The sequence below is a fragment of the Paenibacillus sp. JNU01 genome, assembly GCF_059130585.1.
In genome coordinates this window covers 2,080,280-2,100,732 of the sequence record NZ_CP169723.1, presented here as the reverse complement: position 1 = coordinate 2,100,732, position 20,453 = coordinate 2,080,280, and the positions used below count along the sequence as shown (strand labels likewise).

Sequence of the window (20,453 nt, the reverse complement as noted above, 5' to 3'; positions counted from 1 at the left end):
AGGTATGTTCTCCATTATACTTAATGAAAACGGACGAGGAGATGGACTCCAGATGAAAAAACAAATGTGGATCATTGCAAGTGTTGCAATTGTCATTGTGATCGGAACATACCTGATCGCAAGTAATACGGGCAAGGAAGAGGCAGGTACAGCCAATGCGCCTAACATCAGAAAATTGGTGGAAGAGATCAGCACAGGAAAAGAGACGCCGGAATCAGCCTCCATTAATGCAAAACAGTTAATTGTCACCGATCAAGATAAACATACGACTACATATAATTTGCCTGAAAATGAATTTTTCCTTTCCATTGCACCCTATGTGGATCAGACCCATCCCTGTGCCATTCATAGCTTAACTGGTTGTCAGGGGGAAATGAGCAATAAGGAATTCAGTGTTACCATTCACGATTCCCAAGGCAACACGTTTATGAAAGACGAAGTGATCAAGTCTGGTGCGAACGGATTCATGGACTTTTGGGTGCCAAGAGACAGAACCTATCTGATTCGTATTGTTCAAGATGGAAAGGTTGCAGAAGCGCAATTGTCTACATACGAAAATGATAATACTTGTATCACTACGATGCAGTTGAGTTAACGCCAATAGACAAGCAATAGAAGGGGAAGGATGGCCGTTGAGCAATCCCTTTCCTTTTTTTTTATTTTATAAAAGAGTTGGAATAAAGTACTTTTCATTGACAAAAATTCATTCCTACGGCATAATCCAATAGTGATAATGATAATTGTTATCATATAAATACATATAAACAGGGGAGATCAAGATATGAAAAAAGGGTTAAACGGACTGTTGATCATGCTGGCATTTGTGCTGATATTGGCGGGTTGTGGTAAAACCACGACTACAACAGATACAAGTCAAGGTACTAATTCGGGCAGTGCTCCCGCTGAAGAGACAGCAGGTCCTGTTACGGTGAAGCATAAACGTGGAGAGCTTAAGTTGGACAAGCCAGCAGAACGTGTCGTTACACTTGAATGGACATATACGGAAGATGTTGTTGCCCTGGGGGTTCAGCCAGTAGGTAATGCAGATAACGCTAACTATAAAGTGTGGGTAACATCCGAAGCAGCACTGGATGACAGTGTAACGGATATCGGTACACGCGGTGAGCCGAACCTGGAAGCTATCGCTGCATTGAAGCCGGATCTGATCATTGCTAACGCAGATAACAATAATGCGGTCTACGATCAGCTTAATGCTATTGCACCAACCATTGAATTCGATCCGTATGATGGCGATGGCTATAATTATGACAAAATGACAGAAATCTTTAATACCATTGCAACAGCTCTCGGTAAAGAAGACAAAGCGAAGCAAGTTCTTAGTGATCTCGATCAGCACTATGTAGAAGCCAAAGAAAAACTGGCTGCTGCGGGTAAAGAAAATTTCAACTTTGCACTGACACAAGCATTCACGTATCAAAATGCAGTCAGCCTGCGTATGTTTACGGATAATTCGGTTGTTATCGGTACATTGGACAAAATTGGTCTGGTGAATGATTGGAAGCCGGAAAAACTGGAGAACTACGGTTTCTCGACAGTAGGCATTGAGTCGTTGACCGCTGTTAAGGACAGTAACTTCATTTACATCACTCAACCAGACGATGACGTTTTTGGCACAGCCATGAAAGATAACTCGGTTTGGAACGGACTGAACTTCGTGAAGGACAAACGCACTTATCAACTGGATAGCACCACATGGACTTTTGGTGGACCGATCTCCTCCAAAGTATTGGTTGACGGTGTTGTTGAGGCGATTACTAAATGAGTTCGGTTCAAAGATCCAAGCCAACGATGAATTGGCGCACAATAAGCATATATGGGGGCGGTTTAACCGCTCTCATCGTGCTTTTTTTTGTAAGTCTAATTTATGGAGAGGCATCCATTCCTTTGCATGTCGTTTGGGACTCGCTCACAGGCAGACAGGATTCATTAGAGCATAATATGGTCTGGGATTTGCGGATGCCGCGTACGGTGATTGGTATTCTTGCAGGCGGTGCACTGGCTGTAGCAGGCGCTTTGCTTCAGACGATTACACGTAATCCACTGGCTGCTTCGGATACGCTGGGCATTAATGCAGGAGCGTACTTTGTAGTGGTGCTAGGAGCTATCGCTTTTCCGGGTTTGTTAAGTCAGTCTCCTTTTCTTTTCGCAGCTTTTGGTGGTTTACTGGCCGCTTTTGCAGCTTATTTCATGGGCGGCGGACGAACATCAAGTCCGGTTCGACTGGCATTGTCAGGTATGATTGTATCGATGGTGCTTGGTTCATTTACAAGTGCATTACATATATTTTTCTCCATGGAGACACAAGGGTTATTTCTTTGGGGCTCCGGAACACTTGTCCAGAATGACTGGAGTGGTGTGTCTTATGCGTGGCCTTGGGTGATTGGCATAACCCTTCTAGCGTTAATCATGTCCAGACAGTGGGATATGCTGGAGCTGGATGAATCAACGGCTTCTTCTTTGGGACAAAAGGTTGGATTGGCTCGTACGGGTGGTTTAATTCTCGCCGTATTGCTGGCTGCAGTTATTGTCAGTGTGATTGGACCGATTGGCTTCGTTGGATTGGTTGCACCCCATCTGGTACGATTGAGTGGGGTACGTTCCAACCGATTACTGTTACCCGGTGTGTTTATATGGGGAGCAGCGCTTCTGGTTGGGGCAGACGTCCTTGCCAAGATGGTGCATAACTCCAGTATGGAATTGCCAACAGGTGCCGTTATGGCGATTATTGGTGCACCGTGGCTCATCTGGCTTGTGCTCAAACGAATGAAGGCTGCGAATGGATCAGGCATGTCCACTTCCATGAGCACGGGAGCAACTTCGCGTCGCTTTGCATTCGGCCCCGTGGCCGTCTTATTTTCAGTCATTACTGTCGGACTTATCTTACTCAGTACAATGTTTGGCGGGATGCGGATTCCACTGGCTGATCTGTTGCCGAGTCTGTTCCAGTCGGATGGACTGTTCTCCGCCTTGGTTCAGCTTCGGATTCCACGTACCCTTGTTGCCGCAGGTGCGGGTGCAGCACTGGCCATTAGCGGTGTGCTGATTCAAATGGCGGTTCGGAACCCGCTGGCGGATGCTTCAATTGTGGGTGTTTCCTCTGGTGCAGGTCTCGGAGCAATGATGGTTATTATTTTATGGCCAGGTCTTCCAAGTTACTTGCTGCCGATTGCAGCAATCATCGGTGCAGCCATTGCCGCAGTGGTTGTGTTCTCACTTGCCTGGAAGAAAGGGCTAAACCCATCTGCAGTGGTGTTGCTGGGGATTGCGATGTCTGCCATTGCTGGAGCAGGTATTCAAATCCTGATTGTACGAGGTGCGGTATACGGTAGCAGTGGATATATCTGGCTGACAGGCAGTACCTACGCTCGTACCTGGGATCAGGTAAAGGTTATCGGATTATTTTTGGTGATTCTGGTACCGGTGGCTTGGTGGCTGGCACGCAGATTCGAACTGCTGGTATTTGACGATAATAGTGCATCCGGACTTGGTCTGGGTGTACGTCGTACACGATTATTGGCCATGGCAGTTGGTGTTTTACTTGCAGCAGGGGCTGTTGCTTGTATAGGAACCGTCGGTTTCATCGGTTTGATTGCACCCCATATGGTTCGGTTACTGACAGGAAATAAGTTAAGACGATCCATGTTCCTATCCGCATTAGCGGGTGCAGTCATGTTGGTGCTCGCCGATACTATCGGCAGAACCGTCATGGCACCGACAGAGATTCCATCAGGCATACTCATTGCGATCATTGGAACACCGTACTTCCTGTATCTCATGTATCGTTCTAATTGGCGAAAGTCTGTATAAATGATTGAAACCAAAAGCCTGCTCCCCGAGCAGGCTTTTGGCTATCCCTTGGCAACATTTAGCTGCCAGCTTAGAATCCCGTTGAACTGACAACTTATTTTCATCAATAATGGTTTGTCGGTCCCTGGAAGGCACACACAAGTAGCATCCATCCAATGAATGTCTGGTCCCGCACCAAATGACAAAATCCCCTCAGTTCTTCAAGAAGTTGAGATCACGTTATCAAACGTGAAGCTCATACTCTCTGTAGACCATGAGGGGATTGATGGTTGAGCACATGTTAACGATGTTCCTGTTAGCTAGATTTCAAAATCCCGCTGTGATTGACGGATTCCACAGCTTGCTGCAGTACTTCAACCTCCTGAACAAGCGCGAATCGAACGTAACCTTCGCCTGAAGGACCAAAGGCACTGCCTGGGGTTGCAATGACACCCGCATGTGTGACCAGATCCATGGCAAATTGCTCTGAGCTGTCGTAGTGAGCCGGAATGCGACTCCAGACAAACATGGTTGCTTCCGGTTTGGCAATAGGCCAACCGAGTTGGCTGAAGCCTTCACAGAGGATGTCTCGGCGCTGTTCGTATATCGCTCTGACCCGTTCAACCTCGGATTGATCGCCGGTAATGGCAGCAATTGCTGCTTTTTGGATCGGCAAAAACATCCCGTAATCCATATTGGATTTTAGCTTTTTCAACATGGAAACCATGGTTGTATTGCCCACACAGAAGCCGATTCGAGCTCCGGCCAGGCCATAGGTCTTGGATAAGGAATTGAATTCCACACCAACGTCCATAGCGCCAGGGAACGCGAGGAAGCTTCCGCAAGACTTTCCATCAAATACGAGTTCACTGTAAGCATTATCGTGAAGCACGATAATATCATACTTTTTGGCGAAGGCAATCAGGTCCAGATAGAACTGATCCGGTGCCATTGCGGTTGTTGGGTTGTTAGGATAGGAGACCAGCATGAATTTCGCTCGATGGGCGATATCTTCCGGTATATCCTGAAGTTGAATAACATACCCGTTTTCTTCTTTTTGCGACATATAATACAGTTCAGCACCTGCCAGTAGCGGTCCATCCGCGAAGACGGGATAGCAGGGGTCAGGAACCAGCACCAGATCACCTTCATCTACAATGGAGAGGGATATATGTGCCAGCCCTTCCTGTGAACCGAGCAAGGAACAGATCTGTGATGCCGGGTCCAGCTCGACCTGATAGCGCTGCTTGTACCAATCGCTAGCAGCTTGCAGCAACTCACTCTGATCATTCACTGCATATATATAATTAGCCGGATCAGCTGCGGCCTCGCATAGTGCAGTTATAATATGCTGCGCAGGTGGGATATTTGGCGTGCCCACACTGAGATCAATAACCGGCTGTCCGTTCTCCAGTCTGCGGCGTTTGATCTCCAGTAGCCGTGTGAAAATTCCTTCGTTGAAATGATCCATTCGTCTGGCAAAGTTCATGATGATGATTCAGCCTCCAATCCTCTTCGTACACATATTCATTAATAATAAATGGACAGCGACGAAAAGAGAAGAGCAGGGGAACGCCTGTGGATCATGACTTCACTTTAAACTGGCTCAATTCCTCTTGCAGTTTGCCAGATAGCTGGTTCAACTGTTTCGACAGATCAGCTACCTGTTCAATACTATCCAGCTGCTCCTGCGTGCTGGCGCTTACTTCTTCCGTCGATGCCGAGTTCTCTTCTGTGGTGGAAGAAATAATCTCCAGTGCCTGGAATATCTCATCTTTGTGTTTGTGTACATTAGAGGTGTTGTTGGTAATCTGCATCATACGCTGCTGTAGATCTTTCAGGTCTTGGTTAATGCTGAAGAATACATGCTTGGTATCCTCGACGGATTTGGCATTTTCCTCCGCAATCTTCATACCGCGCATGGTATGTTCAACCGACAGGGTTGTTTTCTCTTCAATCATATTCACTTTTTTGTTAATTTCCTCTGTTGCCTGAGCGGTCTGTTCTGCAAGTTTGCGAACCTCTTCGGCAACAACGGCAAATCCTCTTCCATGTTCGCCAGCACGTGCGGCTTCAATGGAGGCATTCAAGGCGAGTAGGTTCGTCTGAGAGGCAATCTGTTTAACCGTATCTACAAAACTGGATATTTCATTCCGGCTCAGATCAATCTCCTGAATAATAGAGGATACCGCTTGGGTGGACTGATGATTTTCCTCCGACCATTTCGATAATTGCTCCACGACCGCAAGTCCTTGGCTGCTTTGATCGGCAGATGTCTGTACGACCGTCCCCATAGCCTGTGTATCGGTGGCAATTTCATCGATTTGGCTGGATAACGAGCCTGTTTTGCGTAAGATATTTTCCGTTTCAATGGACTGATAATTCGTGGCATTGGCAATCTCGTTAATCGCTGTCGATGTGTCATTCATGGTCACAGCCGTTCGTGAGGAGATGGCTTGCAGATCATTCGACGACTGGTTCAGAATTTGCGCTGAGCTGCCGACCATTTGCAGCATACCTTGAATTTTTTGTACCATGGAATTCAAACCTGTGGCGATCTGTCCAATTTCATTATTGGATTTGATATCCAGTATGACGGTGAGGTCACCTTGTTCAATCTGTTTGATCTTGGCCAGCAGTTGTGGTATGGAGCGTAACAGACGGCGAAGGGTAATATAACAGATAATCACAAGCAGAAGAGTGGCTGCAGCAAAACCGCCAAGCGTAATCCACGTGAACGTTTTTAATTCACCCAGTACTTCTTTCTCTGTTATCGTCAGACCAACGGACCATCCCGTATCCTTGCTGGTAGCGTAGCCGATATAGCGACGTTCCCCATTGTCATTCATAAGCTGTATGCCGTGTTCGCCGGCAAGCATTTTCTTGCCGATCTCTCCCATGTCCCCCGTACTGTCCAGGATGTTCTCCTTCAGCACCTTCTCTTGATCAGGATGGTACAGAATTTCCCCGCTCTTGGACAGCAGCATGGAATAGCCCGTGCTACCAAGCGAATAACTCTCCATGATGGCTGGAATATCCTTAAACGCAATATCCGCTGCAGCGAAGCCGATCATGTTATTGTTGTCGTCTTTGATGGGGTAAAAGATCCCCATAAGTACGTCGCCTGCTGCAACGTCAATGTACGGATCGGAGAAATAAAGCCCGTCTGCACCGGTAACAGGCTTGTAGTATGGACGTGACTGGATATCAAAGTCCGGTGCAGAGACGACACCATCATTTTGAATCCAAAAACCTTTTCCATCCAGACCCGCGACCCAAGCATCGGCAAATGAAGGCTCTGCCTTAACAATTTCAGCCAGTGTCGCCTGTGCTTCAGCAGCGTAGGTTGAACTTGCCGCATCTGCTGCAGATGCGGTTGTTTCTATGTATTGCTTAAATAATGTGTTGGTGGACATTTGTTTGACCAGCGCGCCCTTTTCTTTGAATAGCGCATCAAATTCACTAACAATAGCCTGTGTCTTGGTCTGGAGCATGGATTCCTGCTGCTTTACCAGAATGTTTCGTGTGCTTGCGAACATAAAAGTTCCCAGCACGGAAAAGACGACTACGATGATGACGAGCAGCACAATGGACAACGTATTTGCCATACTGGATGTCCGTGCTCCCGTTTTACCCCACTTATTCAACATGTTCGACATATTCCATCTCCCCAGATGAGTAATAAAAAGCTCAAAACGCCTAAGTTATATGTCGGCATATCCTATAGTTTTATGTAGATTTCTGTCGATTAATATTGAAAGCAACAGGAAGGAAAGAGACTAGAAGATGAGGAAAATGAAAGGAAGGGTTGAAAAGAGAATAGGAATGAAAAACCGGGTTCAGTAGTGGTTCATCCAGGTAATGTTGTTTATAATGGAATGAATTGGAACTATAGGGGGGGTAAAAAGGGGGATTATCTGTGAGTGAAGTATGGCACGCTTCGATACAAGGGGCTCCATGGAATGCCGAAAAGATGCACCAGGCGGTGCATCTGTTGCGCCGCAGAGCAACGGTTCATTTTCGCGTCGACGCGGATACATACGAGGACCTTGCCGAGCTAGATGCCAAAGTGTTCTTTGCCCGCCCAGATCTAATTCTACACATATCGCATGTGGACCCTAAAGGGGGATATTCATCAGGATTTTTGGGGCGACTTGCCCAATTAAAGCATGTGTCTGCCTTGCAGCTTGATCTTTCGCAGGCACAGGATTTGACGATTCTGGGTGCGATGAAGCAACTGCAGTTTCTAAGATTGAATTCACCTGCTAAGGCAACCCGGCTCAATTTTATTGAACACTACAACCAACTAACCTTTCTTGAACTCCGCGGCAAATTCAAAGATTTTGCTTCCATTGCAACATGCCTAAGTCTCAACACCATCATTCTGAACTGCTCTATTGAAACACTCGATGTGTTGGCTGAACTGCCCATGCTTCAATATCTGTCCCTGGATCATGGCGAGTTAAAAGGTGGACTGGATGTATTGACAGAGTCAACTATCTCGATGTTGAAGCTAAGCTCTGTTCGCAAGCTGACGAGTGTTCAGGGACTCGAACAGATGCATGGGCTGGAGTATCTGCATCTGTCCTTGCCCAAGCTGGAGCAATTATGCGACTTTTCCCAGATGCCCTGCCTCAGACAGCTCGAACTGGACTATATGAAATCGTTACGGGATACCGAACATCTATGGACAGCCGGCACTTTGGAATCTATTGAACTAAAGGAGATAAATACGGCGCTCAAGGTGAATTCTTTTGCTGGACTGACCGAGCTGGAGCACTTGCGCCAAATCGATTTTCGTTATATTGGTGTGAACAAAGGACGGATTGCCGCTATGCGTGATCACCTGGCCAGGGCAGGAAAGTCGAATTTGTTATATGAAAATATTCCTGAGCATGAACGCATGAATTCCATAGGCATTGCACACTTGTCGCATGTATTAATGTAGACGGTCTTCAGTCCAGCGTATGCATACATAGCGAACCCGCACTGAACGAACCGGTTGTGCGGGCAGATGTCATTACTATTTAAGTATTTGTATCCGTGCTATCTAAGTGTTCATATCCGTTAATGCGGGTATGTTGATCTCTTTCACACAGGCCGCCTTGGACAAGCTGATAATACATCGAACGACGGCGACCATATCCTGTAGGGGAATACGGGTCCCGTCATACTCGGCGAGTGCGCGTTCCATTCCGTCTTCATAAGGAATCTCTGCCGCCAGTTCTCCCGGATTGATACATGTCACCGCGATGCGGTCCTCTCTCGTATGCTCTCTTAGAGCTTCCGTAACACCCCGTATGGCAAATTTGGAGGCGACAAATGAAACCTGGCTGTTGCCTGCATTGCTCAAACCGGCTGTTGAACCGATCAGGATGATCTTGCCTGCCTCTGACTGGCGAAGATGAGGCAGTAAAGCCTGTATACATACAATCGTTGAGGTCACATTCACATGAATAAGTTGACTGATATCTGCGGGTTCATCCCGATCAAACGTATAGTGCTCTTCAAATCCTTCCTTCTCCCAGATCCCCACGTTATAAATAAGCACATCCAACGTCTCGCCTTGAAGCTGGTTGGCAATATGCTCCGCGGCCTGAAGTTCGGAAAGATCGGCCTGAATCCATATTCGCTGGACGCCATCCTCTACGTTCAGACTTTCCGGCTTGCTGCGGGAAACCACCCAGACTTTATCACCGGACTGTGGCACACCTCTAACGAATGCGTCACCCAATCCCTTGCTTGCACCAAAAACAATTATATTTTTCATACGGAACACTCCTTGTTGAATAACATTTAGTGAATATACATTAATCTATATCTTACTATAGAGGTGATGTATGGAACATGAAGTTTGAATGAGGTATGCTTCATCCTTGGCATAGGAAAAACCACCCCTGTCCCGCAAGAACGGGAGAGAGGTGGTTGAACAGATCGTGATGACATTAATGGTAAAGTTTTAACTCGGCAATGGACCACCACCACTCGGGAGTGTCCGCGGTCAAAACCATTTTGATGTATCGCGCCGTTTGTTTGGAGAACGTATGTGAAATGACGGGTTCTGTTCCCAAGACTTCCGTAACTCCATTCCAGTGCTCGCCATCATCAGAAGTGAATAACTGGAAACTGCGAGCATAATCGTTACTGCTGCTGCCCGAATCCATGGTCAAGCGGCTGAAGCTCTGCTTGCTTCCCAGATCAATCTGGACCCATTGATCGGCATGTTGACCAGATGAAGAGGTCCAGCGTGAATTCAGATCGTCGTCTAGCATCGCCACAACATCTCCAGAGGTGGAGGCAGTCGCTGTCCATGATGTTCGATCCAGTTCAGCAGGTAGCAGATCATCCTGTTCCCCGGATATCCAGGGTGTCTGATCAGCGGTATAGACCTCTAATTCAGCTACGGACCACCAATGAGAATCAGTACCCGTCTGTACGACCTTAATATAGCGTGCTTCATGTGATGCAAAGGGGATAGAAAGCAGCGGATATGATCCTTCACCCGAAGCCAGGGCTTCCCCCCATTGCTCTCCATCCAGGGAAGTAAATACTTCATAACCGCGAGCAAAGTCTTCCCGGCTGTGCGCGCTGTCCAGCACAATCCGATTCACTGGCTGCGAGGCCCCCAGATCAATCTGAATCCATTCGCCGCCTGTTTGAGTCTGACCGGAGGTCCAGCGTGTTTGATCCGAGCCGTCGAGTATAGCCGCTGCATCGTCTCCGGTGGAAGTGGTCACGGACCAGCCGTCTGGCAGCAACCGCTTTTGTTTGCCCGTTCCATTATGATGAATAAACAACTCGGAGATAGACCACCATTGATCGGAATTCCCGATCTGTACCACCTTCACATAACGTGCCTGCTGTTCAGGGAAGGTGATGGACATGCGTCCAGGCGTGCCTTCGCCGCCTGCAATGGACGTGCCCCAGTGTTCGCCGTCATCCGAGACATAGATCCGATACTGTCTCGGATAGTCGTCTTTCGCATGACCCGGGTCCAATTCTATGGCATCGAAAGAACTCTTTTGGCCAAGATCAATGGTAATCCATTGTCCTTCGATTTGTTTCCTCCCATTGGTCCATAGGGTATTTGAACTTCCGTCCAGCATATTGGCCGTCACATCTGCTCCTTGAGTAGAGGAGGCGGTTACGATCCATGAAGAGCGATCTGGAAGCGATACAGGCTGTGGGAGGTCCGGTGTTGCGTCAAGTTTACCAAATCGGGCAAGCTTGAGTTCAGAGATAGACCACCAGCTGTCCGCAGGGGAAGTCAATACAATCTTGACATAACGGGCGGTTTGCATGCCCAATTCCACGGACAGACTTGGAGATGTTCCAGCGCCCTCTGCGATAGGCTGGGCCCAGTTCTCGTTATCTTTGGATACGTAGATTTCGTACCCGTGAGCATAATCACCGCCGTTGTTGCCGGAGTTCATGAATACCGTATCCATAGACTGTTCGCTTCCCAGATCAATATGCAGCCAATCGCCGGGCTGCTGGATCTGTCCGGATGACCAGCGTGTTGTCAGATCACCGTCGACCATGCGCTCTACCGGCTCTGAACTGGAGGATGCCGTAATGGTCCATTGGCTCCGATCGAGATAGACTACACCCTGAGAGGCATCCGGCTGTTTAACAACGGAATGTTCCAGCGGGTTAACCTTTACTTGCGCTTTGGCATAAACGGTAGCCGAACCCAAAGCGCCATTGGCATTGTAGAAATGCACTGTTTTGACAGTGTCGGACGGATTCCAGATTTGCGCTGTATAGACGCCGTCTTTTTCGTACACGGTTGCTGCCGGATCATCTGCCCAGATTTCCATCGTGCGTGTTCCTGTAGAAGCCATGCTGTGCATGAACCAGTACGCGTTAAAGACTTCATTTTGCTGCATCTCGCTCGTATTCCATTTGGCTAGAGCACCTTGCGGGTCTCCAATGGACTGGAACGGCCAGATAATATGTTGCCATGTGCGCTCCTGCTGACCGCCCAGATCCTTGATGAGACCATTGTAGAGAGCCTTAGTATTCTGCGGATCACGTCCATAATAGGTCATCCATTCCGCTGGCGGCAGCCAGTGAATACCGTAAATGTGCTCGGCTTCATTCGAGAAGTACGTTCCGTACAGGTAGGCGCTGCCGTACACATGACCTACCGTAGCATGCTGGTAATCCTCCAGCCAGTTATCCCCGTCATAATTAAACCAGTATTGCTCGGCAGCCTTTTCTTCAGTTACGAAACCCCAGATTCCGGTGTCGCGGTAGGCTTTGTTGCCTGTCACCTCACCCCACATATATTGTCCGACCCAACTAAAGAGGGCTTCACCTGCCGCCTCCTGGTTATTCCCGCTGCGATTATCGGCGTAACCACCTGCCCAGGAGTGACCTGCGTACGCATCAAAATTGCGAAGCCTTGGAAACTGATCATCTGTCCGTGAAGGATTGGCATAGTCTCGAATCAGAAGGTCAACCATGTCGCCGTAATCTTGCAAAAATGCTTGGTCATATGTGGCCAATACAGCCGATGCAAAAACGTAATAGCCGTAGGTAAAATGATGATCTGTCAATCCGGTATTAACACCAAATCCACTACCGTAAGGGAAAATGGTTCCCCACTCATCCGAATAATAAAAATAATACGAGTGCAAAGGTTCATCCGGCGAATAAGTATACCAATCTGTCAAAATGTTTCGAAGCAGGGACAGATAGTGGTCTCGCCTTACCGTATCTCCGATCTGGTCGCTGATGAGTACACCCAGCGCAAGCGGATGAAGCTTTTTCCCTTGCCAGTAAGGATCCTCGCTCATCAGATTGCCTGCCGTATCCGCATCAAGCTGATCCAGATAGCTGATTAATTGTGCACGCGAGTAGGTCGGATCATCCGGCTCTACAAACTGCGGAATAATGCCATAGAATCGATCCTGTGTCGTAAACGTATTGCCTTCACTTACTTTCATCATGCCGCGAATGGAAGGGTAAGCAAGCTCCGTTAACGGAGTAGTCGCCAGTTTCCATTGGTGCGGGAACAAGGCCATGAGTGTCTCGGAGGAAAAGCCTGCCCGTTTCGTCTGGGTTACCGAGTTGAAGGTAGTCGTTACCAGTGAAGTGCTCTCGTTATAATTGTAGTCCACTTGTGTATCGGTAACAAAGGCGTAGGCGTGCTGGTAATAATAAGGCAGCTCTGCCGCGGACGGCAGGGTAGCCAGTGACAGATAGTTTTCGCTCTGGCCCAGCTTGATCTTGATCGTATTGCCAAGTTTCATAAATACGGTTCCTTCAGGTGCAAAGATCCCGTAATTTCTTTTAAAGGTCTGAGGCTTGGGAGCTCTATCCTGATTGGTTATTTCAACGCCGATATGATCGGCCGTCAGTGATTCTCCATCCTTCAGAACAATTTCACGGTTCTGATCATCGAAGAGACGTGTGATGTTGGGCGAACGAACAATAATGGTATCTGGGTTATCGAAGGTGTTGTACAGGAAAGGGGAACCCTTCACAAACGTGGTGTTCATTTTGGCCGTTTCGTCATCACTCATGATGATCGTTGCGGAATAATCTCCATATCCCGCCACCTTGGTATTGACCTCCGCCGGATTCATATTGCTGGTGGTCATGATCAGATCCGGTTCCCCGTCAGCGTCCATAGAACCGCCATCAGCCGAAACGTAACCAGCTCCGGGGTTCAGAAGTTGAAGTCCTTGTTTGGTATATCTGCTTTTGAGTGGGAGTGTGACCAGACTGTTGCCATCCCCCAGATCAGATACAAGAATAGACTGCCACCAGTCATTGGAAGGGAGAGGCGCCGTAATATCAGCCGTACGATTTTTCGGATTTTTCGGCTGCAGCATCGTGATGTCATTTACAGCGTAACTGCCGGAACCCATCTGTACGGATGACGGTTCAGGGATATTCGGAATGGTATGCACAGGTTTGGCATCACCTTCGATATACTCGTAGACATCAAATGCGTACAGGGAGTATCCATTGGTTGTTCCTCTGCCAAGTCCGGCCAATTTCACATACCGTGCTTCGGCGTATACCGGAATTTCATCCCGTCCACCGTTGCTGTGCAATTCCCGGTACAATGTAGTCCATTGCTGTGCGTCATTGGATACTTGAATATCATATGCACGTCCGAAAGCGTTTTCCCATTGCAGGGATACGTTCCCGATTTCCCGGATCAGTCCAAGGTCTACAACAATCCATTCCTGATCCTTGTAGATGGAAGACCAGCGTGTATCTGGATTGCCATCCGTTACATTCCGAGCTTCGTAATTCTTTTTTTCCATTTTGGCTTTATCCTCGGCTGAACGACTGGGCTCATCAATTTCTTCCGAAGACGCTGTAACCGGTTGTCCAAGTGCAAGGTTCATGGCTGCTGGTTTGGGAGGTGGATTTGCTCCGCCCGTCCCGTATACATTGAATTCGTATACAGAGATGCCATAGGCTTGCTGTGCTCTTTGATGGCTGAACAAGCGCACATATCGTGCCTCTGCTGTGACCTCAATTTCGTTCAGGCCGCCTTGCCCCTTTGTTGTGGAGTAAACAGACTGCCAATGGACTTCGTCGTCGGATACTTCCAGATCAAAGCTGGAAGCATACGCATTTTCCCACTCGATGGAGATGCCCGAGATGGAGGCCACCGCGCCTAAGTCAACATAGATCCACTGCGGATCTTGCTGCCATATGCTTTCCCAGCGGGTGTTTTTGTTGCCGTCAACCACATGGTCTGCCGTATTGCCGCCCAGAGATGAGGAACTGTACACCGGCCGGTTCAGGGATAACAGATGATGTTCCTCATCTGCGGCGTGCACTTTTGAGATTGGCCACAGCGGGATGCTGCTAATCAATAACAGAACAGATAACATCAAGTTGATGTAGCTGTGGCGTGTGTTTCCTTTTTGACTCGTTCTTACCTTCATATGACTCTCCTTCTCCTTTGTTAGCCCTTTCCATCTCACCAGATAGAGCTTATCTTTTTCCCTTACTCGCTACCGTATGTATCATTCTGTTCTCCCGTGTTGCATTTGTGAGATGTGAATCCAATGTTCAACACGGGATATTCAGGTGCCCCAATGTGTATATCGATCATTTGGTCTGGAATATAAAGGTTTTTTAATCGTTTTCGTGGAAAAGGAGACATATGTCCTACATAATGTATGGGGAATGTGCAACTGTGAAATCAAGACTCGGGCTGGTTGTTTTCCAATAATACAACGTCTTCGCCCCGCTGCTGTCTGAGAGCAATATTGTCCCTTCCCCAAGTACACATGACATCCACGATGGTATTGGCGGTAACGCCATACTCTGTAAGTCCATATTCCACTTTGGGAGGCATCTGCTGGTAGACATGTCTGGTGACAAGGCCGTCCCGTTCCAGCTCGCGCAATTGTTGAATTAACACTTTTTGCGAAATGCCGGGGATGCTTCGCTCTAATTCGCCCGTTCTCTTTACCCCGGACATCAACAAACAGATGATCAAGGCTTTCCACTTGCCGCCTATAATTTCGAGCGTTGCTTCAATGCCCAGATTGTATTGCTTCATCCTGGTTCACCTCAGTTTAAGTTTTACGTGTTTTATAGGGTGTAACTATTTATTTTCTCACGGTTCTGACACGGAAGTCCATACACACTTTGAGGTAAGTACCTTACTTCATTGTGTGTATTTTCTTTTGACTGGATGTGGCCGATAATGGTCCATATTCAAGTATAGAAACCAACACCCTGGAAGGGAAGAGAGGAACTTATGATGAAAACACTTGTTATTCTGGCACATCCCGATATGAAAAGTTCGAGAGTCAATCGTCGCTGGAAGGAGGAGTTGCTGCAGTATACAGATGATATTGCTCTTCACGAATTATATACGACCTACCCCGATTGGAAGATTGATGTAGCCCGAGAACAAGAGTTGCTGGAGACGCATGATCTTATTGTGTTGCAGTTCCCGTTATATTGGTACAGTTACCCACCGCTGTTGAAAAAATGGTTTGATGATGTGTTCACCCATGGATGGGCGTACGGATCGAAAGGGAATCGATTGAAGGGAAAGCGAATGGGACTGGCGATCTCCATAGGGGATAAACAGGAGAATTATGCGAAAGATGGTTCTATCGGTTACAGCGTTGAGGAACTTGTTGCACCTTTCATAGCAAGCATGAATCATGTAGGGGCTCAGGCGGTGCCGCAATATGCAGTCTATGGTGCCTCATTCCAGGCTACCGATGAAGAGATTAACCGAAGTGCTGAAGGATACATGCGTTATATAAAACAGCACCGGACTTTTTGAATTTAAAAGGTGAATATTCTCATAAGAAATGTATTGAAAAGAACCTGGCTCCACACATGATGGAGTTCCAGGTCCTGATCGATAACTGAATAAAATCACATTTATTCTACGCGGAAATAATCGAAATCTGCATACCCTCCGGTAGACTTCGTTGCATAATTGAATAGTGCAAACCGGTATCCCATAAAGTGTGGCAGTGTGTAAGACATTTGAAGTGTATTGCCAAGGGATATCCAGTTGTTGCCATCCAGACTATAAGCAAAGTAGGCTTTGTCTGTCTGGTTCGTAAAATCACAGATGACGCGGAGATAAATTCTGTTCTGGTTCAATGGCACCGTTGCTACTTCGGTCATGCTGCCGGAACTGGCATTGGCCATAACGATGGATTTGGTGCTGCCCGTCATCTTTACGCCGACAAAGCCGTATCTGGCCTGAAAAGCAGCGAGTCCAGCATAATCACCATCCTTCATGCCTGCTGTATCCAAAGCGGTAATGCCCGTGCTTTTTGGACCAAAGGTTCGTTGTGTCAGTGTGTTGCGGGCTTCCAACAGGTTTTTGCTGATTTTGCCTGCGGTTAGCCGCATGAAACCGGGTCGCTGGAGCAGGGACCAATTGGCAGCATCGGGGTTATGATTCCATTGCCAGTATGGTGCCAGACTGGATGTGCCGGTAGATGAATTGCTTGTCAGTGAGACGTCATCTACATAAAATGCCATCAGATCATTGGTCGGGTCCGGATTCGAGTTATACGGTGTTTCCACAAAAATAAAGCTTTGGGACAGGTCTGCGTTCGATGGAACAGTATACATACCCTGAAGGGTGCCCCATTGTCCGCGGGTTAGCGTTGCACTGCCCATAATGCTAATTCCGGTATAACTTGCACCGTTCTGGATGCTAAGATTGAACGTTTTGGTTGCGGGACCAGCGGTGTATTTGATCTTAGCCGAAAAAGAGTACGTTTCCCCTGGTAACAGCTTACCTGTAACCATCTGTTTGGCACCGCCTGCTGTCTGCTGTCTGCCGCTGACGAGCAGGCTTTTGGTACCGCTAAACGCTTCGGCATTCGTTAAGCTGATGGTTGCTGTATTGTTGCTGGTCCACGGCTGAATGGTGCTGTCCTCAAAGCCGCCGTTCACTAACAGTTGCGTTACTGAGGGTGTACCTGATGTGGTTGCGTTGAACTCATCCGACCCGTAGATTTTGGCAGCAGGCTGACCTTCAACGGGCATATTCATGTTAAGAGGAACCTTGCCGTTCACCCCAAACACAGGCCAGTTATCCGACCATGTCACCGGCACGAGATAGGGAATACGTCCAACAGCCCCGCTATCTCTGAACAGCAAGCCGTACCATGCACCGGATGCGGTATCCACGATACCTCCTTGGGCAATGCCCGAGTCTCGTAGTACAACTTTACCTGTGTATGGCCCTGTCAATGTGTTTGCACGATAGGCAAGCTGAATGCGGCCATCACCCGAAGGCCAGGCAATCAGGAATACATAGTACATGCCGTTGATCTTCTGAATATGTGCTCCTTCTGCCTTTACAATCATGTTAGAGCCAGCTATACTGCTCGCGTTTGGAATCAGAATCTGATTCAGCCCTCCGGCCTTGACGGCATTCGCATCAGGTGTCAGCTCAACGATACTGATGTTATCACTGCCATGAACAAGAAAGGTTCGATTCCCGTCAAACAAGAGGGAGGGATCATGGTAATAACTGTTCAATGTGTAAGGTGTCCATGGGCCTGTTTCGATATTGCTGGTCTGATAAATATATGTCTTGCCCGTGGAAAGTGAGCCAAAAGCCACATAATATATCCCATTGTTGTACCGCAAGCTGCTTGCCCAGGAACCGCGCCCATACTCGTTTTGTCCGTTGTTCAGATTTTGTATATCCCCGTTTCCAAGCGTATCATACACATAGTTTACGATGCTCCAGTTGACCAGATCATAAGACTTCATCACAGGTACACCCGGATTCATATGCATCGTTGTGCTGGTCATATAGAAGGCATTGCCCACCCGGATGACATCACTGTCAGGAACATCCGCATAAATGACCGGATTGCTGAACGTTGATGCGGAAGCGGTAGGACTTGTCGTTGACAGCGATGCCACAAGTAACAGAAGAGAGAGCAGAAGCGTACAGATTTTTTTCCACATAACTTGTCCTCCCAAGTCTATCTTGACCTTTGTGTTATTGTGAGTGTTCAAGATAATCAATATAAGCATCCCACGTACCATTATCCGTTGTTACGACCAGCTTGACTTCCTGATTGCCTGTAGCATGTGTGATGTTCGACAGGGTCTGTACGGTCGGTTGTGTACCGGTAAAGTAGAATGAACCCGCCGTTACACCCCCGATGACAAGATCCACACGGGCCGTCTCATTGTTGTTGGAAGCACCGCGGACAGAGAAATGATGGGTTGGGAAAGCATAATATTGATTGTATGCTGCATAATCATTGTTGGCGTAGAGTGCTACTCCATTAAAAGGGGAGCTGATCACACCGGCATATTGACCGCCAAGTGTCATGCTTTCCGTTTCGATGCGAGTAACGGACGGGTTAGGATTGGGGTTGGGGTTGCCACCCGAACCGGATGTAAACTGCCAGTAATCCAGTTTGAACAGGTTTCCATTACCTGAGCCTGTAAACACCAGATACAAACGATGTACGCCCGTAGCGTTGGTTACATTGGTCTCCATCTCGCGCCACGTTTGCGCACCGCCGGTTGAGCTTACATTAAGTGTTCCAACCAGAGGACCTGTCGGACTGTCCAGTCGTACCTCGATGTTGCCATTTCCGGTAGAAGCGACATTAGCCTTGAATTTGGAGGCTCCAGCTGATCCAAAATCCACATTGCCGACCGCGATCCAATCTCCATTATGAATATTAGTGACATTCTGATTGGCTACAGGTCCACCGCTCGCTTGACTCGGCTCAGTGTTAATGCCTGCTTGCCATCCAATGGTTTCCGCTTCCACCCGGACATACGGGTTGAGGTTGGTCGTTTGGGATACACCAGTCATGTTACCCTGCACTTCCTGGATGGTGCCATCCGCGTTGTGGGTCAGCTTGTTAATGTGGGTGGAACGGTACCCTTTGCCATCCCCGAGGAATGCCTTACTTACTGTTTGTGCATGGTATGCCACATACCATTCGTTGTTGAACTGGAATACGGCATGGTGGTTATTGCCGCCTACACCGAAGAACGTACCGGGATTTTTCAGAAAGTGGCCTTTATACGTAAAAGGGCCCATTGGGCTGTCGCTGACCATGTATCCGATCTCACCTTTTGGATATGCAGCGGGATGTGTTCCCGCGAAGTTGATGCAGTAGGAGTAGTAATATTTGCCGTTATACTTATGAATACCGGAATCTTCGAACATATAAGGAGAATCAATCGTAACGGCACTGCCCACCACGCTGATCATGTCGGCACCGAGACGAATGACCCGAGCTGTTTTGGGATTGGCAATGGAAGCAGCATTGGTATCGTTCGGAATACCCCCTCCAGCATACAGGTAAGCAGAGCCATCATCATCGACAAGTACAGCCGGATCAAAGAGCCAGGTTACACCTGACATACCTGGTGTTCCGTGCGTCAAGAGGGCACGTCCGATTGGGTCGGACCAAGGACCGATGGGGGAATCCGCTGTGAGTACCCCAATACCTCCGCCCGAGTTGGCAAAATACAGGAAAAATTTCTCTTTGCCAGCAATAGTTTTCTTCGCCATGGCAGGAGCCCAGGATTGGGTAGCCCATTTGGCAATACCTTGTCCATTATTGGCATTATTCGCACCCGCTACAGGGATGGAACCATGGTCTGTCCAGTTCACCATGTCAGCTGAAGAGATGACGTTAATTTTCCCGATGGTGCTGTACTGGTTCTCTCTGACAGAGCCGTCACTGTTGTACAGATATGCATCACCTGTCATGTAGACATAGACGCGATTGTTATGGACGAGCACATAAGGGTCAGCTCCAAGTTTGTGATCGATGAGAGGATTGGAATTTCCAGGAAGTTTGGCTACAGCTGCATTGGCTGCATGGCTTGATTCAACGGGTAGGGTGACAAAGATTAGCAGACACGCCAACAATAAAACTAGCGGTTTACGGATCATACATTTCGCCTCCATGAGATTGGATTAGTGGTGATCGAAAGTTAGAATAGCAGAGATGATGAAATGCTGAAAAAATGAAGAGATGTCCCTCATGTCACCCCCTTTTTGAATAGTTGTTAGGCCAGCTGTTAGGTTATGTCATGCTGTTATATATGGTTTAAGCCAAGCGACCTGTACACCGTGTGCGTGGTCACGGGGATAAGGGAATGGCTATAACCCAAAGTAAGCCTGCATCTGT

The 20,453-nt window shown here is 47.9% G+C and carries 12 protein-coding genes; 5 read left to right on the top strand and 7 right to left on the bottom strand.

The genetic code is table 11. The features are described from left to right. Positions 1-52 precede the first annotated feature (52 nt). The 3 genes from NLBNIHML_RS09100 to NLBNIHML_RS09090 all read left to right on the top strand — a co-directional run bounded on the left by NLBNIHML_RS09100 (position 53) and on the right by NLBNIHML_RS09090 (position 3,828). The gene (locus NLBNIHML_RS09100; protein WP_339236409.1) at positions 53-595 is read left to right on the top strand and encodes a CueP family metal-binding protein; all 543 of its coding nucleotides are present in this window, start codon (positions 53-55) and stop codon (positions 593-595) included. A gap of 186 nt (positions 596-781) precedes the next feature. Then, entirely contained in the window at positions 782-1,783 is a 1,002-nt protein-coding gene (locus NLBNIHML_RS09095; protein WP_494354203.1) for an ABC transporter substrate-binding protein, read from the top strand. Then, a complete protein-coding gene (locus NLBNIHML_RS09090; RefSeq protein ID WP_494354202.1) occupies positions 1,780-3,828 on the top strand; it encodes an iron ABC transporter permease in 2,049 nt (682 codons plus the stop codon). Before NLBNIHML_RS09095 ends, NLBNIHML_RS09090 begins: the two co-directional genes overlap by 4 nt. 295 nt (positions 3,829-4,123) lie before the next feature. On the opposite strand, the gene NLBNIHML_RS09085 is transcribed toward NLBNIHML_RS09090, so the two are convergent. Next, the gene (locus NLBNIHML_RS09085) at positions 4,124-5,296 is read right to left on the bottom strand and encodes an aminotransferase class I/II-fold pyridoxal phosphate-dependent enzyme (RefSeq protein WP_339236402.1); all 1,173 of its coding nucleotides are present in this window, start codon (positions 5,294-5,296) and stop codon (positions 4,124-4,126) included. A 94-nt stretch (positions 5,297-5,390) separates the two neighbouring features. Further along, entirely contained in the window at positions 5,391-7,466 is a 2,076-nt protein-coding gene (locus NLBNIHML_RS09080; protein ID WP_494354201.1) for a methyl-accepting chemotaxis protein, read from the bottom strand. A 260-nt stretch (positions 7,467-7,726) separates the two neighbouring features. Between NLBNIHML_RS09080 and NLBNIHML_RS09075 the strand changes: the two genes are divergently transcribed. Next, positions 7,727-8,755: a leucine-rich repeat domain-containing protein gene (locus NLBNIHML_RS09075; protein WP_494354200.1), complete on the top strand. Its 1,029-nt coding sequence runs from the start codon at positions 7,727-7,729 to the stop codon at positions 8,753-8,755. A gap of 102 nt (positions 8,756-8,857) precedes the next feature. Here NLBNIHML_RS09075 and NLBNIHML_RS09070 read toward each other — a convergent pair whose 3' ends face one another. The 3 genes from NLBNIHML_RS09070 to NLBNIHML_RS09060 all read right to left on the bottom strand — a co-directional run bounded on the left by NLBNIHML_RS09070 (position 8,858) and on the right by NLBNIHML_RS09060 (position 15,346). Continuing rightward, positions 8,858-9,577 (bottom strand): SDR family NAD(P)-dependent oxidoreductase, encoded by a 720-nt coding sequence (locus NLBNIHML_RS09070; RefSeq protein WP_339256608.1) that lies wholly within the window; start codon positions 9,575-9,577, stop codon positions 8,858-8,860. A 175-nt stretch (positions 9,578-9,752) separates the two neighbouring features. Beyond that, positions 9,753-14,723, bottom strand: coding sequence for a discoidin domain-containing protein (locus tag NLBNIHML_RS09065; protein ID WP_494354199.1), 4,971 nt, complete (start codon positions 14,721-14,723; stop codon positions 9,753-9,755). A gap of 260 nt (positions 14,724-14,983) precedes the next feature. Beyond that, a complete protein-coding gene (locus NLBNIHML_RS09060; protein WP_091013671.1) occupies positions 14,984-15,346 on the bottom strand; it encodes a winged helix-turn-helix transcriptional regulator in 363 nt (120 codons plus the stop codon). Positions 15,347-15,550: 204 nt separating this feature from the next. Between NLBNIHML_RS09060 and NLBNIHML_RS09055 the strand changes: the two genes are divergently transcribed. After that, on the top strand, positions 15,551-16,087 hold the full coding sequence (locus NLBNIHML_RS09055) for an NAD(P)H-dependent oxidoreductase (RefSeq protein WP_494354688.1): 537 nt from the start codon (positions 15,551-15,553) through the stop codon (positions 16,085-16,087). Positions 16,088-16,188: 101 nt separating this feature from the next. Here NLBNIHML_RS09055 and NLBNIHML_RS09050 read toward each other — a convergent pair whose 3' ends face one another. Next, positions 16,189-18,252 (bottom strand): beta-xylosidase family glycoside hydrolase, encoded by a 2,064-nt coding sequence (locus tag NLBNIHML_RS09050; RefSeq protein ID WP_494354198.1) that lies wholly within the window; start codon positions 18,250-18,252, stop codon positions 16,189-16,191. Positions 18,253-18,286: 34 nt separating this feature from the next. Continuing rightward, the gene (locus NLBNIHML_RS09045) at positions 18,287-20,215 is read right to left on the bottom strand and encodes a carbohydrate-binding protein (RefSeq protein ID WP_342570737.1); all 1,929 of its coding nucleotides are present in this window, start codon (positions 20,213-20,215) and stop codon (positions 18,287-18,289) included. Positions 20,216-20,453: the final 238 nt, after the last annotated feature.

What these genes read in the sequence shown, in the direction of transcription:
- NLBNIHML_RS09100 (WP_339236409.1), top strand. Translation starts at nt 53, where the DNA reads ATGAAAAAACAAATGTGGATCATTGCAAGTGTTGCAATTGTCATTGTG.
- NLBNIHML_RS09095 (WP_494354203.1), top strand. Translation starts at nt 782, where the DNA reads ATGAAAAAAGGGTTAAACGGACTGTTGATCATGCTGGCATTTGTGCTG.
- NLBNIHML_RS09090 (WP_494354202.1), top strand. Translation starts at nt 1,780, where the DNA reads ATGAGTTCGGTTCAAAGATCCAAGCCAACGATGAATTGGCGCACAATA.
- NLBNIHML_RS09085 (WP_339236402.1), bottom strand. Translation starts at nt 5,296, where the DNA reads ATGAACTTTGCCAGACGAATGGATCATTTCAACGAAGGAATTTTCACA.
- NLBNIHML_RS09080 (WP_494354201.1), bottom strand. Translation starts at nt 7,466, where the DNA reads ATGTCGAACATGTTGAATAAGTGGGGTAAAACGGGAGCACGGACATCC.
- NLBNIHML_RS09070 (WP_339256608.1), bottom strand. Translation starts at nt 9,577, where the DNA reads ATGAAAAATATAATTGTTTTTGGTGCAAGCAAGGGATTGGGTGACGCA.
- NLBNIHML_RS09065 (WP_494354199.1), bottom strand. Translation starts at nt 14,723, where the DNA reads ATGAAGGTAAGAACGAGTCAAAAAGGAAACACACGCCACAGCTACATC.
- NLBNIHML_RS09060 (WP_091013671.1), bottom strand. Translation starts at nt 15,346, where the DNA reads ATGAAGCAATACAATCTGGGCATTGAAGCAACGCTCGAAATTATAGGC.
- NLBNIHML_RS09055 (WP_494354688.1), top strand. Translation starts at nt 15,551, where the DNA reads ATGAAAACACTTGTTATTCTGGCACATCCCGATATGAAAAGTTCGAGA.
- NLBNIHML_RS09050 (WP_494354198.1), bottom strand. Translation starts at nt 18,252, where the DNA reads ATGTGGAAAAAAATCTGTACGCTTCTGCTCTCTCTTCTGTTACTTGTG.
- NLBNIHML_RS09045 (WP_342570737.1), bottom strand. Translation starts at nt 20,215, where the DNA reads ATGATCCGTAAACCGCTAGTTTTATTGTTGGCGTGTCTGCTAATCTTT.